The following is a 19401-nucleotide window of genomic DNA, read 5'->3' as shown; positions in this document are numbered from 1 at the left end:
GATGTAACACGCTTTCCGCTCCTGAGGGCGATTCCCCGGCTCCGTCTACGAATCCGCCCCGATGCGTACCGCCTCGAACACCCCGTCGACGCGGCGCAGCGCGGACAGCACCGCATTGAGATGCCCCAGGTCCGCGAGTTCAAAGGAAAAGTTGCCCGAGGCCACCTGGTCACCGTTCGTCTTGAGAATCGCCGACAAGATATTGACGCGGTAATCCGACAGCACCCGAGTCAGATCGGAAAGCAAGCCGCCGCGGTCCAGCGCACGGATCTCAATCTGCACGCGGAACGGCGCCCCCACCCCCTGAGCGTTCCATGACACGTCAACAAAGCGCTGCGGTTGCAGCTGCCCCAGACGCACCGCGTTGGCACACGTACTGCGATGCACGGACACGCCCTGCCCGCGCGTAATGAAACCCACAATGTCATCGCCCGGCACGGGCGTGCAGCACTTCGCCAGCTTCACCCAGATCTCGTTCGGACTCAGGCCTGCAACGGTGATCGCGTCATCCCCGGCCGTGCCCGATCGCGACTTCGCTGTTCCGGGGGTTACCCCCTCGGATAGGGTCTCCTCTGTGCCGTCTCCCCCACCCAGGTTATCCACCAGCTTCGACACGACGTTCTGCGCGGAGATATGGCCTTCACCCACGGCCGAATACAGACCGGACACGTCCGGGTAGCCGAAGGAGGTAGCGACCGACAGGATCGACTCGTGACTCATCAGACGCTGCAACGGAAGGTTCTGCTTTCGCATAGCGCGCGCGAGAGCTTCCTTACCCGCCTCGACGGCCTCCTCACGACGCTCCTTCGAGAACCACGCCTTGATCTTTGAGCGTGCGCGCGGCGAGGCCACGAAAGCGAGCCAGTCCCGCGACGGTCCCGCCTTGTCCGACTTCGACGTCACCACCTCGACGGTCTCACCGGACTCGAGCCGGGTATCGAGCGAAACGAGGCGTCCATTGACCTTGGCTCCCACCGTTCGATGGCCCACCTCCGTATGCACGGCGTAGGCAAAGTCAACCGGGGTGGCGCGCGCGGGCAAAACGATCACCTCGCCCTTCGGGGTAAAGACATATACCTCGTCGCCGGCGATCTCGTAACGCAGCGAATCCAGGAACTCCTCGGGGTCGCCCGTCTCGCGCTCCATCTCCACCAGGGCACGCAGCCAATTCGCCTGCTCATCCGAACTCATGCGATCCGGATCGCCGCTGGAGGCCTTCGGGTTCTGCTTGTACTTCCAGTGCGCCGCCACGCCGTGCTCCGCCCGCTCGTGCATATCGAAGGTGCGGATCTGGATCTCCACGGGCTTGCCGCCCGGTCCGATCACCGTCGTGTGCAGCGACTGGTACAGGTTGAACTTCGGCATCGCGATATAGTCTTTGAAGCGCCCCGGGATCGGATTCCATCGCCCGTGCAACGATCCGAGCACCCCGTAGCAGTCCTTGATGGACTCCACCAGGACGCGGACGGCGACCAGATCAAAGACCTCACCAAACGCCTTTCCGCGCACGATCATCTTTTGATAGATCGAATAGTGGCTCTTCGGGCGTCCGCTCACCGTCCCTTTCGTCCCGGATCGTCGCAGGTCTTCCTCGATCTGATCGATCACGTCTCGCAGGTACTCCTCGCGCTGCGGAGCGCGCTCCGCGACCAGCCGATCGATCTCGTCGTAAATCTCCGGGTACAGGGTCTTAAAGGAAAGCTCTTCAAGCTCCCACTTCACCATGTTCATACCGAGTCGATGCGCGAGAGGCGCATAGATCTCGAGCGTCTCCTGCGCCTTCTTTCGCGCCGAGGCCGCAGGAACGAAGCGCCACGTGCGGGCGTTGTGCAGCCGGTCGGCCAGTTTGATCAGCAGGACCCGAATGTCGCGGCTCATCGCGACGAGCATCTTACGCAGAGTTTCGGACTGCGCCGCGGCGCCGTAGTGGACCTTATCCAGTTTGGTCACGCCATCAACGAGGTTGGCGATCGGCTCGCCGTATTCTGCGGCCAGCTGGTCGAGCGTGTAGTCGGTGTCCTCAACCGTGTCATGCAGCAGCGCAGCCACCAGCGTCGGAATCGTCATCCCCATCTCTGCGAGAATGGTCGCAACCGCGACGGGATGGGTGATATACGGTTCACCGGACTTGCGCGTTTGCCCGCGGTGGCAAGCCTCCGCGGTGCGATAAGCGCGCTCCACGACGCCGATATCCGCCTTCGGGTGATTCGCGCGCAGAGCCCGCACGAGGGGCTCAATCTCGGGAATCGTCGCACGCCCACGGGAACCGAACCAGACCAGGCCGGAGCGCACCCGGGAACCTGCCGCCGGCAGGGCGGCCCCTGAAGTCGTGTCGTCGCTGCTCATGGCCCCATGATAACCACGAAAGAGCGGGGCCGGGGATCCTCACAATCCCCGGCCCCGCAAACGCGAGATGACACAAACACTCACAGGTGCACGGCAGTCTCGACCAAAACATTCGACAGCTTCGAGCGTCCGCCCAGGGCGTCCAACTCCAGCAGGACAGCCACGGCCTCGACCGAGGCGCCGCACTGTCCCAAAAGCTCAACCGCCGCATGCGCGGTGCCCCCCGTGGCCAGCACATCGTCAATGACGAGTACGCGCTGCCCCTGGCGGACGGACTCAGGGTGAATCTCCATCCGAGCGGTGCCGTACTCCAGGGCATAGTCCACGCCGATGACGTGACCGGGAAGCTTGCCCGCCTTGCGAATCGTCAGCATGCCAATGCCCAGTTCGGCCGCCACGGGCGCACCGAGAATGAAACCGCGTGACTCCAACCCGGCTACCGCATCGATCGTGCCTGCGTAGCGCGCACCGATCAGCTCGACCAGTTCCTTGAACGCCGGGCCGTTGGCAAACAGCTCGGTAATATCGCGAAACAGAACGCCCGGTTCAGGAAAGTCCGGGATCTCCAGCAGGTTCTCCTGCACCAGAGCGGCGACGCGGTCGCCGAGTTCACCGATCATCGATGGTTCTTCTTCCTGTGGGGCTGTTTCTCATTGCCCAGACGCTTGCCGGGCTTAATCGGAGCCACCTTCACAGAGCCGGAGGCTAACGCCGTCTCAGTGGCCGTGTGGCCCTGACGCCCTTTCTCGACCACGGCGTTATGCTGGCGTGTCTTGCCAGACATCTCCTGGAAGCTCACCAGGAGCGGGGAGGCGATAAAGATCGACGAGTAAGTTCCGGCGATCATCCCGATGAACAGGGCCAGCGAGATATCCACCAGGGTACCCGGCCCCAGCGCGACCGACCCGATAATGAGGATCGCGCCGACGGGCAGGAGCGCCACAACCGAGGTGTTGATCGAGCGAACCATCGTCTGGTTGACGGCGAGGTTAACGTACTCGGAGAACGTGTAATGCTCCTGGTCATACACATCACCGGTCAGCTCACGCACCTTGTCGAACACAACGACCGTGTCATACAGCGAGTAACCGAGGATCGTCAGGAAGCCGATGACCGTTGCCGGCGAGACCTCGACCTGGAGCACTGCGAAGACACCGACCGTCACGGCAATATCGTGAAGCAGCGCGAGCAGCGCGGAGGCAGCCATCCTCCACGACCGGAAGTACAGGGTCATCAGGAGAGCAACCAACGCCATGAAGATAAACAGTGACTGCGCGGCCTTAGTCGTCACCGAAGAGCCCCACGAAGGACCGATAGATGAGGATTGGACCTCCGAGGCATCGACACCGTAGGCTCTGGCCAGAGCTTCGCGCATCGAAGCGGTCTGAGCAGAGTCAAGCGACGTCGTTTGAATACGCACCGAATCGGCGCCCACGCGCGTCACCTTCGGGGCCCCCTCAACGAGGCCCGTCTCACTCACTGCGCGCGCCGCAAAGGACTCGCTCTGGTCGCTCACGTGCGCGACGTCGAACTGCGAGCCGCCCGTAAACTCGATCGAGCGATTCAGCCCCATGATTGCAACGAGTACAAAACCGAGCGCAATGGCTGCGGCAGCGACACCGACGAATATCTTACGGTTTGGAATGACACGATAGGACTTGTCGCCGGAATACAGGGCGTTGCCCCACTGAGCAAAACTCATCATCTCAGTCCTCCTCTTCCTGGGTCGCGTTATCGGCTTCAGTCGGTTTCTCACAGGACGAAGGAGTATCGGCGGAGGACTCCCCCGCAGCCTTCTCGGCGGCCAGACGCGCCGCGCGCCGACGCTCGGCGATCGATAGGCCATCCCCGGCCTCGTCCCTATCGACCGACGAGGAGGACTCTGCGCGCGCAACCACGCGTCCGCGTCCCGCGTAGACGAGCGAGTTCTTCGCGCCCAGGTGCTCCGGATCCAGGCCTGAGAGCTTGTGCCCCTGACCGAAGAAGCGCGTACGAATGAGCAGCTCCATCATCGGGTGGGTGAACAGGAAGATCACGGCGATATCAATGACCGTCGTGACGCCCAGTGTGAAGGCGAAGCCCTGGACACCGCCGACCGCGAGCAGGTAAAGAACGACGGCGGCAACCAGGTTCACGGCGTCGGAAACCAGGATCGTACGCTTGGCGCGATCCCAGCCTTCCTCGACGGCGGCGCGCAGCGGTCGTCCATCGCGCACCTCGTCGCGCACACGCTCAAAGTACACGATAAACGAGTCCGTCGTGACGCCGATCGCCATGATCAGGCCGGCGACGCCCGCCAGCGACAGGCGATATCCCATCACCCAAGACAGCAGAGTAATCACCAGGTAGGTGGTGACCGATGCGATCACCAGTGAACCCGCCGAGATGACCGCCAGGCCGCGGTACTGCCAGATCAGGTAGAAGATAACGAGCAGGAAACCGATCAACGCCGCCCACAGGCCGATTGTCAGATGGTCGGTACCGATCGTCGCGGAGATCTGTTGCTCGGACTCCACCTCAAAGTTCAGCGGAAGCGAACCGAAGCTCAGCTGATTCGCCAGCGCCGAGGCGGACTTCGCCGTGAAGTTACCCGTGATCTCAGCCTGACCGCTGGGGATGATGGCGTTCATCGAGGGAGCGGTGATAACAGTGCCATCGAGGACAACTGCGAACGAGTTGCGGTCGGGACGGCCCTTGTAGAAGGAGGAACCCGCCGAGTCCGAGGAGTGGAAGCCGTAGAGGATCGTCGAGGTATCCTTGAACTTTTCGGTTCCCGCTTCGTTGAACTGCAGCGACACGGCCCACTGGCCGGTCGTCTGGCCGGTCGAGTTGCGCGTGAGCCCAGCAGTCGCCGTCTTCAGGTCGGAGCCGGGAACAGCGACGGGGCCGAGAATGTACTTGATCTGGCCGGAGCCGTCACACGCCGCGTAGGGCTTGTCGGAGGCGCCTTCCACACGCTTGGCGTTAGAGGCGGCCGAGCAGTCGAGCGTGAGGAAGTCGTACATGACCTGCTCAGTGACCCACGCCAAATCTGACCCGTTCTCCGGCGTCGATGCGGGCGTATCGGACAGCTCGCCATCGTGGTTGGTATCGGCCGTTTTCATCGCCGTCGCAGCGTCAAGCACGGCGGATTGCGCTCCGGATTGGGCGGAATCGCCAGAACCATTCGACGAACCGTCGCTTTGACTGTCGGTATCGCCCGACTGCGCGCCGGACTGCGCACCCGACTGGGCCCCGGATTGGCCGTTATTGGCCTGCGTGTTCTGTTTCTTCTGGGGGACGCCCCGCGCCGCACCGATACGCAGCACCGGGCGGAAGTTCATCTGCGAGGACGAACGGATGAGGTCCAGTTGCTCCTGGGAGGGGGTACCGGGAATCGATACCATGATGTTCGAATTACCCATGGAGGAAATCTCGGATTCAGACACGCCGGAGGCGTCGATTCGGTTACGGATAATCGAGATCGCCTGCGTGATGTCCTCATCGGTGATCTCACGCTGTCCGTCACCCGTCACGGTCGGAGTAAGGATCAGCTGGGTTCCGCCCTTCAGATCGAGGGCCAGGTCGGGATACGGGGATACGTCCTTCGTGAAGTGCCCGATCGCCAGTGCCGCGCACGCCGCCACGATGGCGATGGTGAGCGTCACGAGCGCGCGCACGGGACGTCGCTTGTGTGATGCCACGGTTCTACTTTCCGTTCAGCCTTGTGTTACTTCTGCTGCTCGTCGAGGTCCTCGGCAGAGGACACGCCGCTGTTCATTTCGCCCAGTCCGAGGACGTTGCTATCCTGCTCCGTCGTCTCCTCTGCGTCAGCGGTCTCTTCCGCCTGGCTGTCTGTCGCGTCGGCGAGAGGGGGTTGCCCGCCGATCTCGGCGATCATTTCCCGCTCCCAGTACATCTCATGCCCATCGGTGGTCTCGAGGACCACGATGTCGCCGTCGAGGTCAACGAAACGACCCCAGAAGCCTACGCGGGTACGGACCCATTCGCCGGACTTAACGGCGGCGAGCTGGTCGCGCTTTTCCTGCTCCATCTTCTGAATCTGCTTCTTGCGTGAGCGCGAACTCCACCACATGAAGACGATCATGGCGGCGAGCAGGAGCAACAGGATGTAGTTGTTCATAAAGGCTGATTCACTTTCGATGACGGTCGGGCGCTTTTGAGCGCACTCTGCCAGTCTAATGCCCGAAGAGGGTTTTAGCCTAAGTGATCAGCATGCGGCGCGGCGCACCCGCCGACAAAGCCGACTCCGCCCCATTTACTCCCCCCGACAGGACCTGTATCGACCGGGCCCACTCCCCTAGTCAAACAGCGCGCCGCTCGGGCCAGGAGGCGTCAACCCGAGGTGGCCCCAAGCCTTCGAGGTCGCCATCCTGCCGCGGTTGGTACGCACCAGGAATCCTTCGCGCACGAGATAGGGCTCCGCGACCGTTTCGACCGTCTCCGCCTCCTCGCCGATGGTGACGGACAGGGTCGTCAAGCCAACCGGGCCACCCGCGAAGCGGCGGCAGAGCGCCTCCAATACAGCGCGGTCGAGGCGATCCAAGCCACTGGGGTCGACCTCGAACAGTTCCAGAGCGGCGCGTGCCGACTCCAACGTGAGTTGACCGTTTCCATGCACCTGCGCATAGTCAACGACTCGTCTCAGCAGCCGGTTCGCGATGCGGGGTGTCCCGCGCGAACGCGAAGCAATCTCGTGGGCAGCCCGGGCGTCAATGACCGCCCCGAGGAGCGAGGCAGAACGGGTTACTACCGATCGAAGCTCATCGGTTGCGTAGAACTCGAGGTGTGCGGTAAAGCCGAAACGGTCGCGAAGCGGAGCCGGCAGCAGCCCCGATCGCGTCGTCGCGCCGACGACAGTGAAGGGGGGGAGCGTGAGAGGAATCGACGTGGCGCCGGGCCCTTTGCCTACGACCACATCGACGCGGAAGTCTTCCATCGCCAGGTACAGCATCTCCTCGGCTGTTCGAGCCAGGCGATGAATCTCATCGATGAAGAGAATGTCGCCTTCTTGAAGGCCGGAGAGAATTGCGGCCAGATCGCCCGCGTGCTGAATCGCAGGCCCCGATGTAAGGCGCAGGGAGGTCCCCATCTCGGCGGCGATGATCATCGCAAGCGTGGTCTTCCCGAGCCCCGGGGGGCCTGCCAGTAAGACGTGATCCGGGGTGACTGCGCGCATGCGCGCAGCGTCAAGCACCAGCTGAAGCTGTCCCCGGGCCACCCGTTGCCCGACAAACTCTGACAGTTTCTTGGGCCGCAGCGCCGCCTCTGCCGCGCGCTCGAGTTCACTGGCGTCCGGAGCCACGATTCGCATCGCCTCGACGTCGGCATCCCGGTTCGCGTTGTCAGCCACGGCCGCCTCCCAACGTCACCAGCGCCGCCCTGAGCATATCGGACGCCCCGAGCCCGCTGCCCGACAGCTTCTCGATGGCTTTCGCAGCCTGCGCCTCGGACCAGCCCAAGCCAACGAGTGCGGCACTCACCTCTGCCGCTACCGTGTCCTCCGTGCTCTGGGCTACGGAAGGCGATTCCGTGCCGGGCAGGGCGGCGGGAGTCCCCAGCTTGTCACCGACTTCGAGCGCCATGCGCTGAGCGGATTTCTTTCCCACACCCGGGATCCGCTGCAGCGTCGGCAGGTCCTGGTCGCGCACAGCCCGCCGCAGATCGTCCGGACGGAGCACGGCCAGCGCCGCCAGGGCGATCTTGGGGCCGATGCCGGACACCGACAATAGCTTGACAAAGACGTCGCGCTCGTCGCGCGACTCGAAGCCGTAGAGGGTCATCGAGTCCTCGCGCACTACCATCGAGGTGTAGACCGTCAGCTCTGCGTCACGAGCAGCGCCCTGCGCGTAAGCGGGGGTGACGTGGACGCGAAAGCCGATACCTCCCACCACAATGTCGATGTGGTCGAGTCCGACGTTCACAACGCTACCGCGCAGAATTGAGATCACTGCGTTCCTTTCGCTCACCGATCGCCCACCGAGGGGCGGGCGAACATATGTACGATTCTAGCCGCGTCTGCGCCTGGGATCGACAGCGCCCGTCCGGCGTTGCGCGGCCTGGGCCTCGGCCCAGGCCCGTTGCGCCGGTGTCATCGCCCCGCGCGAGGTGAGGCGTCCCGAGATCGACACGGCGACGGAAGAATCGTCTGGCGCGCCAAGCAGCCCCGTCCCGCGCCACGCGTGCGCGATGGCGATTGCCAGGGAGTCCGAGGCATCCGCGGGCTTGGGCGCCTTAGCCAGGCCAAGAATCCGAGCAACCATGGCCTGAACCTGCGTCTTGTCCGCATTGCCGTTTCCAGAAACGGCTGACTTAACCTCGGAAGGAGTATGGATGGCCATGGGCAATCCCGCGCCCCCGACGCAAGCCATCGCTGCGCCCATCACCTGCATCGTCGTCGTGACCGACTGCAGATTGTCCTGCGCAAACACCCGTTCGATGGCGACCACATCGGGCTCGTACTCTTTGATGACTCCGTCAATCGCATCGGCGATCGTGCGGATCCTAAAGTGCGTTGCCAGGTCCTTGTCGGTCCTGGCAACGCCGACGTAGACCAGTGTTGCTCGACGCGACGCATCAACATCGATGACGCCCAGACCGCACCGCGTCAGCCCCGGGTCGATCCCCATGACGCGCATCAATGCCCCTCAACCATGCCGACGAAGAGTTCGTGGATGCGTTCATCCCCACCCACCTCGGGATGGAAGGAAGTCGCCATCACGTTCCCGCGACGCACGGCGACAATCGGCCCGTCGGGTCGGTTTCCGGCTCGCGCGATTACCGTGACCCCCGCTCCCACAGACTCCACCCACGGGGCGCGAATGAAAACAGCGCGGAAGGGGGCACCCCCAAGCCCACACACTTCCAGGTCCTCCTCGTAGGAGTCGACCTGGCGGCCGAAGGCGTTGCGCCGCACGACCATGTCGAGCGCGCCGAGACAGCGCTGATCGTCGCGACCGTCAAGGACCGAGGAAGCGAGCACGATCATGCCCGCGCACGTTCCATACACCGGCATCCCCGAAGCGATGCGAGCGCCAAGTGGGTCGAACAATCCAAAAGAAGTCAGCAGCTGTGACATGGTCGTCGATTCCCCACCCGGGATAACCAGCCCATCGACCCGCGCGAGTTCGCTGTCCCTGCGCACAAGCAACGTGCGGGCACCGGATTTTTCCAGCGCCCGCACGTGCTCCGCGACGTCGCCCTGGAGGGCGAGAACGCCGATGGTTACCATCCGCGCTCCGCAAGACGGTGATCGATTGGCAAATCGTCAACGTTGATGCCGACCATGGCCTCGCCAAGCCCGCGGGAAACGTCCGCGATCACGGCAGGATCGTCGTAGAAGGTGGTCGCCTTGACGATCGCTGCTGCGCGCTTGGCGGGATCTCCGGACTTGAAGATGCCGGATCCCACGAAGACGCCTTCGGCGCCGAGCTGCATCATCATCGCGGCGTCGGCGGGGGTGGCGATGCCGCCCGCCGTGAAGAGCACGACGGGGAGGCACCCCTCGCGGGCTACTTCGGCGACGAGCTCGAAGGGGGCACGCAGTTCCTTGGCCGCAACGTACAGTTCGTCGGCGGGCAGGGACGTCAGGTGGCGAATCTCGTCGCGAATCTGACGCATGTGTGTGGTCGCGTTCGACACGTCACCCGTGCCGGCCTCGCCCTTGGAGCGGATCATCGCCGCACCCTCGTTGATGCGACGCAGCGCCTCGCCCAGATTGGTGGCACCGCACACAAAGGGAACCGTAAAGTTCCACTTGTCGATGTGGTGTGCGTAGTCGGCGGGGGTTAGCACCTCGGACTCGTCGATGTAGTCCACACCCAGGGACTGCAGGACCTGCGCCTCAACGAAGTGCCCGATACGCGCCTTCGCCATGACGGGGATTGATACGGCATCGATGATGCCCTGGATCAGATCCGGATCCGACATGCGAGCCACGCCGCCCTGTGCGCGGATGTCGGCCGGCACCCGCTCCAGAGCCATGACCGCGACCGCACCGGCGTCTTCGGCGATCTTCGCCTGCTCGGGCGTGACGACGTCCATGATCACGCCGCCCTTGAGCATCTGTGCCATACCACGCTTGACCTGCGGTGTGCCGACCTCACGCGTAGCGGTGGAATCGCTCATGCTCACTCCGCCTCTTCCAGCTGGGCTCGAACCTCGTCCGACAGGGACATGTTCGTGTAGATGTTCTGAACGTCGTCGGAATCCTCTAGCACGTCGACGAGTTTGTTCACCTTGAGGGCGCCCTCTAGATCCAGCTCGACCTCGGTGGAGGCGACGAACTGCACCTCGGCGGAGTCGTAGTCGATGCCCGCGTCCTGCAGGGCGCTACGAACGGCGACGACATCCTTCGGGTCGGATTCGACGATGAACAGCTCGCCGGCGTCCTCGACCTCTTCCGCTCCCGCATCAAGGACGGCCATCATGATCGATTCCTCGTCCACCCCGTCCGCAGCGGGCACCTCCACGACGCCGCGACGGGAAAAGAGGTAGGAAACCGAACCGGGGTCCGCGAGGGAACCGCCGTGTCGAGTAAAGCCCAGGCGTACGTCGGAGGCAGCGCGGTTACGGTTGTCCGTCAAACATTCGACCAGGAAGGCGACGCCGCCCGGACCGTAGCCTTCGTACATGATGGTCTCGTAGTTGGCGCCGCCGGCCTCAGCGCCAGAACCGCGCTTGACGGCACGGTCAATGTTATCCGCGGGGACGGAGTTCTTCTTAGCTTTCTGGATGGCGTCGTACAGCGTCGGGTTGCCAGCGGGGTCGCCTCCACCCGTGCGAGCAGCAACCTCAATGTTCTTGATGAGGCGCGCGAAAAGCTTGCCGCGCTTGGCGTCGATAGCGGCCTTCTTATGCTTGGTGGTCGCCCACTTAGAGTGTCCCGACATCACTTCTCCTTGTTGGGTGGATAAATACCGGTCTATTCTATCGCGTCAGCGCTCCCCTTCCCTACCCGGGTGGCACACGCGTAGACAAACGTAAACACCGTCACAACCGGCGGCGCGGCGGCCCGCTCCCTTCGCCGATTCGCGAGGCTATCGGGTGGGAGGTATCTCCAGCACGCGCAGGGAACAGCTCCCGGGAGCCAGGCCCTCGAAGGCGCCGCAAAAGCCCAGGACCAGGGCGGTGGCGGTGCCGACACCGCGGGCAACGGACTCCCTGTCCTCCTCGCGCGCCAGCAGGTATCCCGCCGACGAGATCGTCGGTTCGTGTCCGACGATGAGGCCCGCGTTGCCGCTGAACGAGCGGGCAAGCTCAATGACGTCCTCCTCGTCGGCGTAGTACAGGCCGCGCTCCCTCCACGCATCGGCGACGTCCACGCGCGCCATGATGGCCGCGAAGGTCTGGCGGGCGCGCCGCGCGTCGGAGGATACGGCGACGGAGAAGGTGCCGATCTCGCGCGCGAGGGCCTCGCCGAGCCTGGCGGCCTGGTCCCGCCCGGCCTCGGTGAGCGGGCGAGAGCGGTCGGGGTAGGAGTGCGACGCCTGCGCGTGGCGAACAAGAACGAGGGTTGGCATACTGCAAGCGTAACCGCATCGGGAGGACAACATGGCTCTGGGAGTCGAAAGCGCCTCGGGCATCTGCTCGGCGCGCGAATGCACCAACGCGGCGCGCTACCGGATCGACTGGTCGAATCCAGCGATCCACCGGGCGCGCACCAAAACGTGGCTGGCGTGCGAAAACCATCTGGCGTACCTGGAAAACTACCTCAAGTACCGCTCGTTTCCTTTCACGATCTCGCCGTTTCAGCCGCCGAATCAATCCCACTGATCGACGGGTCGGTCGTTCCAGGTCAGGGCGCGCAGCTGCCTGGCGAGCTCATCCGCTGACTGAGGACTCAAGTCGGCGGGCCACTCGAAAGTAGACGTCCCCGTATTCGACATGAAGTGCGCCGAAACCAACAACTCATTGATCTCACAGGACAGCCACGTTGCCAGCAGGCGCGTGAGGGCTCCGTGTATGACAAAGACGGCGACTGCCTGATCGCCAGCTTGCTCGCGGGCAGCCAGGCCGACGCGGCGCACGGTTTCCAGGGATCGGGTCAGCGCCTCGCGCCCGCTTTCACCGCCCGGCATGCGCGCTTCCAGATCCCCCGCGCACCACGACAGGGTCGTGCGAACGTAGAGAGACTGGGAGACGGCGTCGGCCGCCATCTCCAGGTCGCCGGAGCGCAGTTCGCGGATCCCCGGACACACGAGGGGCCTCAGGCCGTACGCCCTTGCTAGGGGCGCGGCCGTGAGGCGCGTGCGTGTCAGCCCAGACAGGGCGATGACGCACGGAGCGGGCGCGACCTCCGACTCCCAACGATCCGCCAGGCGCTGGGCCTGCGCGTACCCCCGATCGGTCAGTCCCAGGCCGGGGCGGACGGTGTCCAGGGCACCGAGGCGGTTCGCGGGTGTCTGTCCGTGCCGTACCAGCACAATCTTCACTGCTGCTCCCAGAAAATTCGTTCCATGACGTCGCGCGCCTTTCGCGCCGCGCGCAACCAGTCTTCTTCGAGGGCGTTGAGCCCGTCGCTACGGTACCCGAGGATAGCCGCCAGGGCGCGCAGCTCGGCGCTATCTCGCGGAAGAACGTCGAGCTTCACACCACTCATCCTGCCCGTAGCCAGCACGTTTGCGGCTCGGATGCGAGTCGCCAGTTCCCAGGATCGCAGGAGCGTCAGGGCGTCTGGGGCGACAAGCAGCCCGGCCTCGCACGCCGCCTCGATGGCGCCCGTCGTCGATTGCGTGCGCAGTCCCGCATTGTCCCGGCCAGCACGCATCTGGATCAGCTGAATCGTCCACTCCACGTCGCTGAGCCCCCCCGGTCCGAGCTTGACGTGCCGCGCAGGCTCGATTCCCCGGGGCAGTCGCTCGTTTTCGATACGGGCTTTCAGCAGTCGAATATCGCGCAGCTCGGACTCGCTCACCGCCGCGTAGGCGATCTCTTCAAAAAGCTCACTCGCCCGATCGGCAAGAGCCCCCTCGCCGATCACGCGCGCCCGGACGGCGGCCTGGCGTTCCCACGCGGCCCCCCACCGCCGGGCGTACTCGCGATGAGACTCCACGGTTTTGCTCATCGGCCCGCTCTTTCCTTCCGGCCGCAGGTCGAGGTCAACAGCGATGCCAAGCTGGCTGGTGGCGGAACCCAGAAGTTTCTTGACGCGGTTGACGATCGCTGTGGCACTGGCCGCCGCATCGGCTTGCGAAAACCCGTCCGCGGCCTCGTGGAGTGCGATCACATCGGCGTCGGAGGCATAGGAGCATTCGCGTCCCCCGTACCGCCCCATGGCGACGAGAACCACGCGCGCACGCGGACTCCCCCACCGCGAGGCCTCTTCCCGCTCCGCGATGGCCACGGCTCCCAGGAGCGCGGCGTCGGTAGCGTCGGCAATCGCACTCCCACGCGGGTCGATACCGCCCAGCAAGTCATTCATCGCGCACCGCGTCAACTCCCGAGTACGCACGGCTCGCACGCGTGCCGCCGCTTCGCCTGAATCTTCGTGGCGGTCGATCAGCGCGCTGACTTCGCGCTGGAGCCTGTCGCGCTGACGGGGCGCCAACTCATCATCGTCATCCAGCCATGCGACGGCTTCCGGACGCTTTGCGAGCGCCTCGGCAATCCAGCGGGAGTTGGGCAACATCGTCATGAGCCGGTGCGCGGCCACTCCCGAATCGCGCAGGAGCGCGAGGTACCAATGGGAATCACCGATATCCTCCGACAGGATGCGGAAGTTCAACAAGCCCATGTCGGGATCAGCCCCGTTCGCGAGCCAAGCGATGAACACGGGAAGAAGGTGTCGTTGAATGGTCGCACGTCTGCTGGTGCCCTGCGTCAACGCGGCAATATGCGTCAGCGCCCCCGCCGGGTCACAGTAGCCGATGGCTGCGAGGCGGTCGCGGGCCCCCTCGGTATGCAAGGCTATCTCGTCTTCGCTGAGCGACGCGGTGGCCGCGACAATCGGCCGGTAAAAGACGTCCTCGTGCAAGGCGCGGACGCAGTCACGAACCTCGTCGATAGCCCCGCGAATAGAGGCGGCATCGAGGTAGCGTCGCACCCCCATGGCGCGCCCAAGGACGCGCATTTCGCTTTCCTTGTCCGGGATCAGGTGGGTGCGACGCATGCGGGGCAGCTGGGTGCGGTGTTCGACCGTGCGCAGGAATCGGTAGCAGGAGGCGAGCTGGGCGGCGTCGCTGCGGGCGATGTATCCGCCCTCGCCGAGAGCCTCGATCGCTTCGAGGGTGGAACGCACGCGCAGGAACGCATCGGTCCTGCCGTGAACCAGCTGCAGGAGTTGCACGGTGAATTCGACGTCGCGCAGCCCGCCTCGTCCAAGCTTCAGCTCGCGAGAGGCGTGGGAACGAGAGATGTTGTCTTCGACGCGCCGACGCATCGCGCGCGATGCCTCAACGAATCCGTCACGGGCGGCGACGCTCCACACGTACGGTTGCGCCGCATCCTCGAAGGCGGCGCCCAGCGCCTTGTCTCCGGCGCAGGAGCGCGCCTTGACCAGCGCCTGAAACTCCCACGTCTGCGCCCACTTGTCCCAGTACTGTTGGTAGGAGTCGATCGTGCGAACCAGTGCGCCGTTGCGTCCTTCGGGCCGCAGGTTCGCGTCCACGGTCCACAGGGGCGCCTCGGTGCCGGGCCCCGAGCAGGCAGAGGCCGTGGCCGCGGCCAGCCGGGTCGCGATCTCGAGGGCATCCCGCTCGTCCCTGTTAGCCCCGGACTCGGCAACGTAGACGACGTCGACGTCCGAGACGTAGTTGAGTTCGCGGGCACCCGTTTTCCCCATTGCGATGATCGCGAAGGGCACGTCCCCGCCGGGGTCAATGTCGCGGCGGGCTAGGGCCAGGGCGGCCTCGAGGGCGGCATCCACCAGGTCCGAGATGCGCACGCTCACACTCGGCATGAGCGACTCCGGGCATTCACACACGAGGTCATCGGCCGCGAGGGAGAGCAACACGCGCCGGTACGCGGCACGCAGGTCGTCCACGTGGGCGCCGGGGGCCGCCACGTACGCGCCCGTCGGACACAGCGAAGCGCCAACGGAAGCCAGGAGTGCCTCGAGGGGGTTCCCCGGATCCTCGTTGATAGCGGACGCGCGCGATGGGGCAGCGATCACGTAGTCTCCCAGCCACCGGCTGCCACCCAGCAGCGCGCAGAGGCGACGCCTGGCGGCCTCGTCGTCCATCAGTGAACGGACGAGGCCGGGGGCGGCTTCATTCAAACGGGTCGCCTGGAGCAGGGCCTGGTCGGGGTCGGCGGAGGCACTCACGTCGTCGACCCAGATTCCCTCCCCTCCCGGCAGCTCATCGAGCAAGGACTGGGCGCGACGCGGCTCCAGGAAGCCAACAACCCGCAGCTCATCGGGTGTCACCGGGGAACGACCTTCAGGAACTGTTCGATCTCCTGGCGGGTAATCTGCTGGCGATACTCGGTCCATTCCTTGCGCTTATTGCGGATCACGTAGTCGAACACCTGCTCGCCAAGCGTGGAGGCCACCAGATCGGAACTCTTCATCGCTCGAACCGCGTCCGACAAAGACGCGGGCAACGCGCGAATCCCCATCACCTGTCGCTCCCTGTCCGACAGGTCCCAGACGTTGTCCTCAGCCTGCGGCATCAGCTCCATCTTGTGCGCGATCCCATCCAACCCGGCGGCAATCAGTACCGCAAAGGCCAGGTAGGGGTTCGCGCTCGGGTCGGGTGCCCGATATTCGATGCGCGCAGATGCGCTCTTCTTTGGCTTGTACAGGGGAACTCTCACCAGAGCCGAACGGTTCAGGTGTCCCCAGCACACGTAGGACGGCGCCTCTCCCCCGCCCCACAGGCGCTTGTAGGAGTTTACGTGCTGATTTGTGATCGCCGCGATCTCCTCGGCATGGGCCAAGAGACCGGCGATGAACCGCCTGCCCATCGGCGACAGTCGGTACTGGCCCGACGGAGAAAAGAACGCGTTCTCCTGCCCCTCGAAAAGAGACAGGTGCGTGTGCATGCCGGAACCGGGATGTTCAATGAACGGTTTCGGCATGAACGTCGCCACCAGATCCTCGCGCAGCGCAACCTCTTCGATGACGGTACGCGCGGTCATGATATTGTCCGCTGCGCGCACGGGATCCACCGCGCGCAGGTCGATCTCATTTTGTCCGGGACCGCCCTCGTGGTGAGAGAACTCGACGGGGATCGCCATGTCCTCCAGCATGCGCACGGCACGACGCCTGAAATCATTGGAGTCTCCGCGCGCGACGTGATCGAAGTATCCCGCCTGGTCGACGGGCACCATACGCTCGGGCGTCACGGGCTGGCGCAGGAGGTAGAACTCAATCTCCGGGTGAATCATGACCCTAAAGCCCGCATCCGCTGCCCGCTCGACCGCGCGCTCGAGGACGCCGCGGGGATCGGAGGGAGCCGGACGCCCATCGGGCATCAGGACGTCGCAGAACATACGGGCGACGGGATCCTCATTCGTACACCACGGAAGCAGCTGGAACGTTGAGGCATCCGGCTTGAGCAGCATGTCGGATTCAAACACGCGGGTCAGGCCCTGGACGGCAGAACCGTCAAAGCCGATCCCCTCGCAAAATGCGTCCTCGAGCTCGCCCGGATCAATCGAAATCGACTTCAAGACGCCCGCAACGTCCGTGAACCACAGCCTGATGAAACGAATGTTCTTCTGCGCGACCTCACGCAGCACGTATTCCTGATGCGAATCCACCAGCATCCTCCCGCCGGATAAACGGGCGGACCAACCGCCGGTCGCGGTCAGTCCGCCACGTTGAAAGTCACTTACCCGGGTTAAAACCCTTCGAGATGGACTCCAGTGCGCCGGTCAGATCGGAGGGAAGCATCCACAGCTTGGATGCCTGTCCCTCGGCGATCTTGGGCAGGATTTCGAGGTACTTGTAGGACAGCAGCTCGGGCGTGGCGTTACCCGCGTTGATCGCCGCAAACACCGTCGCGATCGCCTCGGACTCGCCCTGCGCACGCAGGATCTGCGCCTGCCGAGAGCCCTCAGCCTGCAAGATCAGAGCCTCCTTCTGGCCCCTGGCCTGAAGAATCTGTGCTTCCTGCTGGGCGGACGCGGCCAGCACCGCCGCCTGCTTAGCACCCTCGGCCTTCTTGATCTGAGACTCACGCTCGGCCTCGGCTGTCAGGATCGTGGCACGCTTGGTGCGCTCCGCGGTGATCTGCTGTTCCATGGCAGCCAACACGCGCGGCGGCGGCTCAATCGACTTGAGTTCGACGCGCGTCACGCGAATCCCCCAGGGACCCGTGGCCTCGTCAAGCACACCGCGCAGCTGCTTGTTGATAGACTCGCGCGAGGTCTGCGTCTGTTCCAGATCGAGCGACCCAATCAGATTACGCAGGGTCGTTGCCGTGAGCTGTTCAATCGCCTGCAAAAAGTTGGCGACCTCGTACGTTGCGCTGCGAGGATCTGTGATCTGGAAATAGATCACCGAATCGATCGATACCATCGCCTGATCCGCCGTGATCACCGGCTGAGGCGGAAAGTTCGCAACCTGCTCACGCAGGTCAACGCGCGCAGCGACACGGTCCACAAAAGGAACCAAGATGTGGAAACCACCCTGCATGACAGCCTGGAATCGTCCCAGTCGTTCCACCACGTAGGCCTGGGACTGTGGGACGATCCGCACCGCGCGCGCGAGCGCAACGACAACAAATATGACAAGGGCCATAACGACCAGCAGCGCTACGTTTCCGATGATAGCACTCATGTTCACATCACTTTCCTTTCTGTTGAAATTGACCGATTATTCGCCTGACGCCGCCGGACCAGCGTACGGATTCCCCGGCGTTGGAGCCGACGAACCGAGGGCGCTGACGATGGCAGTGGCGCCGTCGATCCGATCCACACGCACCTGCGCGCCAACCGCGAGCGTCGGGCCCTCCGTGCGCGCGCTCCATTCGCCACCCGAGAACTGGATCCTGCCGTGGCGCTCCCCCACGGTTTCGGTCACGTAGGCGCTCTTTCCGACGAGGGCGTCCGTATTCGTGCGCACGTCGCTCCCCGACCGATCGATGCGTCCCTTCAAGAAGGGGCGAAGGACGGCGAGAAGAGCAACAGAGACGACGACGAAGACGACCACCTGGACGGGAATGCTCGCCCCGAGCACCGCGGCAATTCCAGCAGCCAACGCCCCGATCGCAAACATCAGGAACACGAAACTGACGCTGACCACCTCGACGATGCCGCACAGCGCAGCACCGAGGATCCATAGCCACCAGACACTCATCGCTTTCCTTCTTTCTTACTCGGTGACCCCGCGAGCCCACCAGCGCCCGTTCGAGTGCCCGACGAGCAACGGGATGCCGTAGACCTCGGACAGGTTGACGCCGGTGAGGACATCCTCGATGGGTCCTTGGTGAGTGATGACTCCCCCCGACATGATTGCGCAGTGCGTGACGCCCGCTGGGATCTCCTCGATTTGATGGGTAACCAGGACGGTCTGCGGGGACTTGGAACCCGCCATGATCTCCGCCAGTGCGCCGATGAGGAGCTCGCGCGCACCGAGGTCAAGGCCCGACGTGGGTTCGTCAAGGATCAAAACCTCGGGGTCAGTCATGAGAGCGCGTGCGAGCAGTACTCGCTGGGTTTCCCCTTCGGAGAGGGTCGCGAACTCGCGCTGCGCCAGGTGATCCACCCCGAAGATTTCCATGAGCACCCTGGAGCGGTGATCGTCGACCTGCTCGTATTCTTCGTCGTGGGCGATGGCCAGACCCCAGGCAGCGCTGCGGACGGTGTCCAGAACCGACTGCGTCGGGACGATCTTTGCGCCAACGGCGGCCGACGCCAATCCCACGCGGGTCGCTACCTCAGCCGGATCGGCGTTGCGAAGATTCGTGTGTGAAAGGGTGACCTCCCCGGCATCGGGCGCCACCCGCCCCGACGCGACGCGCGCAAGCGTGGTTTTGCCCGCGCCGTTGGGGCCAACGATGACCCAATGCTGACGCGGACGCGTCGCCCAGGAGACGTCGGAAAGCACCTGAGTGCCCCCTCGTTGGACGGACACGTGAGAGAGATTCAGGACGTACGTCATGTGCCAAG

19 protein-coding genes are annotated in these 19401 nt (G+C 64.3%); 1 reads left to right on the top strand and 18 read right to left on the bottom strand.

Annotation, left to right across the window (positions count from 1 at the left end):
- Positions 1-45: 45 nt before the first annotated feature.
- The 12 genes from BLT68_RS01420 to BLT68_RS01365 all read right to left on the bottom strand — a co-directional run bounded on the left by BLT68_RS01420 (position 46) and on the right by BLT68_RS01365 (position 11867).
- A complete protein-coding gene (locus BLT68_RS01420; RefSeq protein WP_198482604.1) occupies positions 46-2346 on the bottom strand; it encodes a RelA/SpoT family protein in 2301 nt (766 codons plus the stop codon).
- An 80-nt stretch (positions 2347-2426) separates the two neighbouring features.
- Positions 2427-2966, bottom strand: a complete 540-nt coding sequence (locus tag BLT68_RS01415) for an adenine phosphoribosyltransferase (RefSeq protein WP_050694691.1) — start codon at positions 2964-2966, stop codon at positions 2427-2429.
- Complete coding sequence (gene secF / locus BLT68_RS01410; RefSeq protein ID WP_070779005.1) at positions 2963-4051, bottom strand: protein translocase subunit SecF; 1089 nt, start codon at positions 4049-4051, stop codon at positions 2963-2965. Before secF ends, BLT68_RS01415 begins: the two co-directional genes overlap by 4 nt.
- A 1-nt stretch (position 4052) precedes the next feature.
- Positions 4053-6029 (bottom strand): protein translocase subunit SecD, encoded by a 1977-nt coding sequence (gene secD / locus BLT68_RS01405; protein ID WP_074632541.1) that lies wholly within the window; start codon positions 6027-6029, stop codon positions 4053-4055.
- Positions 6030-6055: 26 nt separating this feature from the next.
- Positions 6056-6469 carry a preprotein translocase subunit YajC gene (locus BLT68_RS01400; protein WP_070779003.1) on the bottom strand — a complete coding sequence of 138 codons (414 nt, stop codon included), beginning with the start codon at positions 6467-6469 and terminating at the stop codon, positions 6056-6058.
- A gap of 177 nt (positions 6470-6646) precedes the next feature.
- Positions 6647-7660, bottom strand: coding sequence for a Holliday junction branch migration DNA helicase RuvB (gene ruvB / locus BLT68_RS01395; RefSeq protein WP_131800060.1), 1014 nt, complete (start codon positions 7658-7660; stop codon positions 6647-6649).
- Between the two features lie 31 nt (positions 7661-7691).
- Entirely contained in the window at positions 7692-8297 is a 606-nt protein-coding gene (ruvA, locus tag BLT68_RS01390; RefSeq protein ID WP_050694686.1) for a Holliday junction branch migration protein RuvA, read from the bottom strand.
- 57 nt (positions 8298-8354) lie between these two features.
- Positions 8355-8984 carry a crossover junction endodeoxyribonuclease RuvC gene (gene ruvC, locus BLT68_RS01385; RefSeq protein ID WP_050694685.1) on the bottom strand — a complete coding sequence of 210 codons (630 nt, stop codon included), beginning with the start codon at positions 8982-8984 and terminating at the stop codon, positions 8355-8357.
- Positions 8984-9577 (bottom strand): pyridoxal 5'-phosphate synthase glutaminase subunit PdxT, encoded by a 594-nt coding sequence (pdxT, locus tag BLT68_RS01380; RefSeq protein WP_074632540.1) that lies wholly within the window; start codon positions 9575-9577, stop codon positions 8984-8986. The genes ruvC and pdxT overlap by 1 nt, the downstream gene beginning before the upstream one ends.
- Complete coding sequence (gene pdxS / locus BLT68_RS01375) at positions 9571-10473, bottom strand: pyridoxal 5'-phosphate synthase lyase subunit PdxS (protein ID WP_070779000.1); 903 nt, start codon at positions 10471-10473, stop codon at positions 9571-9573. The genes pdxT and pdxS overlap by 7 nt, the downstream gene beginning before the upstream one ends.
- A 2-nt stretch (positions 10474-10475) precedes the next feature.
- A complete protein-coding gene (locus tag BLT68_RS01370; RefSeq protein WP_050694682.1) occupies positions 10476-11237 on the bottom strand; it encodes a YebC/PmpR family DNA-binding transcriptional regulator in 762 nt (253 codons plus the stop codon).
- 147 nt (positions 11238-11384) lie between these two features.
- Positions 11385-11867 carry a SixA phosphatase family protein gene (locus tag BLT68_RS01365; protein WP_074632539.1) on the bottom strand — a complete coding sequence of 161 codons (483 nt, stop codon included), beginning with the start codon at positions 11865-11867 and terminating at the stop codon, positions 11385-11387.
- Between the two features lie 31 nt (positions 11868-11898).
- Between BLT68_RS01365 and BLT68_RS01360 the strand changes: the two genes are divergently transcribed.
- Entirely contained in the window at positions 11899-12120 is a 222-nt protein-coding gene (locus tag BLT68_RS01360; RefSeq protein WP_050694680.1) for a hypothetical protein, read from the top strand.
- On the opposite strand, the gene BLT68_RS01355 is transcribed toward BLT68_RS01360, so the two are convergent.
- The 6 genes from BLT68_RS01355 to BLT68_RS01330 form a co-directional block, all read right to left on the bottom strand.
- Complete coding sequence (locus tag BLT68_RS01355) at positions 12108-12779, bottom strand: histidine phosphatase family protein (RefSeq protein WP_074632537.1); 672 nt, start codon at positions 12777-12779, stop codon at positions 12108-12110. The two genes, BLT68_RS01360 and BLT68_RS01355, sit on opposite strands and share 13 nt — an antisense overlap.
- Positions 12776-15712 carry a bifunctional [glutamine synthetase] adenylyltransferase/[glutamine synthetase]-adenylyl-L-tyrosine phosphorylase gene (locus BLT68_RS01350; RefSeq protein WP_074632535.1) on the bottom strand — a complete coding sequence of 979 codons (2937 nt, stop codon included), beginning with the start codon at positions 15710-15712 and terminating at the stop codon, positions 12776-12778. The genes BLT68_RS01355 and BLT68_RS01350 overlap by 4 nt, the downstream gene beginning before the upstream one ends.
- Positions 15709-17049 carry a glutamine synthetase family protein gene (locus BLT68_RS01345; RefSeq protein WP_050694677.1) on the bottom strand — a complete coding sequence of 447 codons (1341 nt, stop codon included), beginning with the start codon at positions 17047-17049 and terminating at the stop codon, positions 15709-15711. The genes BLT68_RS01350 and BLT68_RS01345 overlap by 4 nt, the downstream gene beginning before the upstream one ends.
- 67 nt (positions 17050-17116) lie before the next feature.
- Positions 17117-18070, bottom strand: a complete 954-nt coding sequence (locus BLT68_RS01340) for an SPFH domain-containing protein (protein ID WP_050695748.1) — start codon at positions 18068-18070, stop codon at positions 17117-17119.
- Positions 18071-18106: 36 nt separating this feature from the next.
- Positions 18107-18589 (bottom strand): NfeD family protein, encoded by a 483-nt coding sequence (locus tag BLT68_RS01335; protein WP_074632534.1) that lies wholly within the window; start codon positions 18587-18589, stop codon positions 18107-18109.
- Positions 18590-18604: 15 nt separating this feature from the next.
- The gene (locus BLT68_RS01330) at positions 18605-19393 is read right to left on the bottom strand and encodes an ABC transporter ATP-binding protein (RefSeq protein WP_050694675.1); all 789 of its coding nucleotides are present in this window, start codon (positions 19391-19393) and stop codon (positions 18605-18607) included.
- Positions 19394-19401 lie beyond the last annotated feature (8 nt).

The organism is Schaalia meyeri (genome assembly GCF_900105015.1).
Lineage (GTDB): Bacteria > Actinomycetota > Actinomycetes > Actinomycetales > Actinomycetaceae > Pauljensenia > Pauljensenia meyeri.
Note: the sequence above shows the minus strand (reverse complement) of the source record. Positions and strands in the feature narration are given on the sequence as shown.

Bases quoted from the DNA above. Each gene is read 5' to 3' on its own strand.
- BLT68_RS01420 (WP_198482604.1), bottom strand. From the start codon at position 2,346: ATGAGCAGCGACGACACGACTTCAGGGGCCGCCCTGCCGGCGGCAGGT.
- BLT68_RS01415 (WP_050694691.1), bottom strand. From the start codon at position 2,966: ATGATCGGTGAACTCGGCGACCGCGTCGCCGCTCTGGTGCAGGAGAAC.
- secF (WP_070779005.1), bottom strand. From the start codon at position 4,051: ATGATGAGTTTTGCTCAGTGGGGCAACGCCCTGTATTCCGGCGACAAG.
- BLT68_RS01400 (WP_070779003.1), bottom strand. From the start codon at position 6,469: ATGAACAACTACATCCTGTTGCTCCTGCTCGCCGCCATGATCGTCTTC.
- ruvB (WP_131800060.1), bottom strand. From the start codon at position 7,660: ATGCGAATCGTGGCTCCGGACGCCAGTGAACTCGAGCGCGCGGCAGAG.
- ruvC (WP_050694685.1), bottom strand. From the start codon at position 8,984: ATGCGCGTCATGGGGATCGACCCGGGGCTGACGCGGTGCGGTCTGGGC.
- pdxT (WP_074632540.1), bottom strand. From the start codon at position 9,577: ATGGTAACCATCGGCGTTCTCGCCCTCCAGGGCGACGTCGCGGAGCAC.
- pdxS (WP_070779000.1), bottom strand. From the start codon at position 10,473: ATGAGCGATTCCACCGCTACGCGTGAGGTCGGCACACCGCAGGTCAAG.
- BLT68_RS01370 (WP_050694682.1), bottom strand. From the start codon at position 11,237: ATGTCGGGACACTCTAAGTGGGCGACCACCAAGCATAAGAAGGCCGCT.
- BLT68_RS01365 (WP_074632539.1), bottom strand. From the start codon at position 11,867: ATGCCAACCCTCGTTCTTGTTCGCCACGCGCAGGCGTCGCACTCCTAC.
- BLT68_RS01360 (WP_050694680.1), top strand. From the start codon at position 11,899: ATGGCTCTGGGAGTCGAAAGCGCCTCGGGCATCTGCTCGGCGCGCGAA.
- BLT68_RS01340 (WP_050695748.1), bottom strand. From the start codon at position 18,070: ATGAGTGCTATCATCGGAAACGTAGCGCTGCTGGTCGTTATGGCCCTT.
- BLT68_RS01335 (WP_074632534.1), bottom strand. From the start codon at position 18,589: ATGAGTGTCTGGTGGCTATGGATCCTCGGTGCTGCGCTGTGCGGCATC.
- BLT68_RS01330 (WP_050694675.1), bottom strand. From the start codon at position 19,393: ATGACGTACGTCCTGAATCTCTCTCACGTGTCCGTCCAACGAGGGGGC.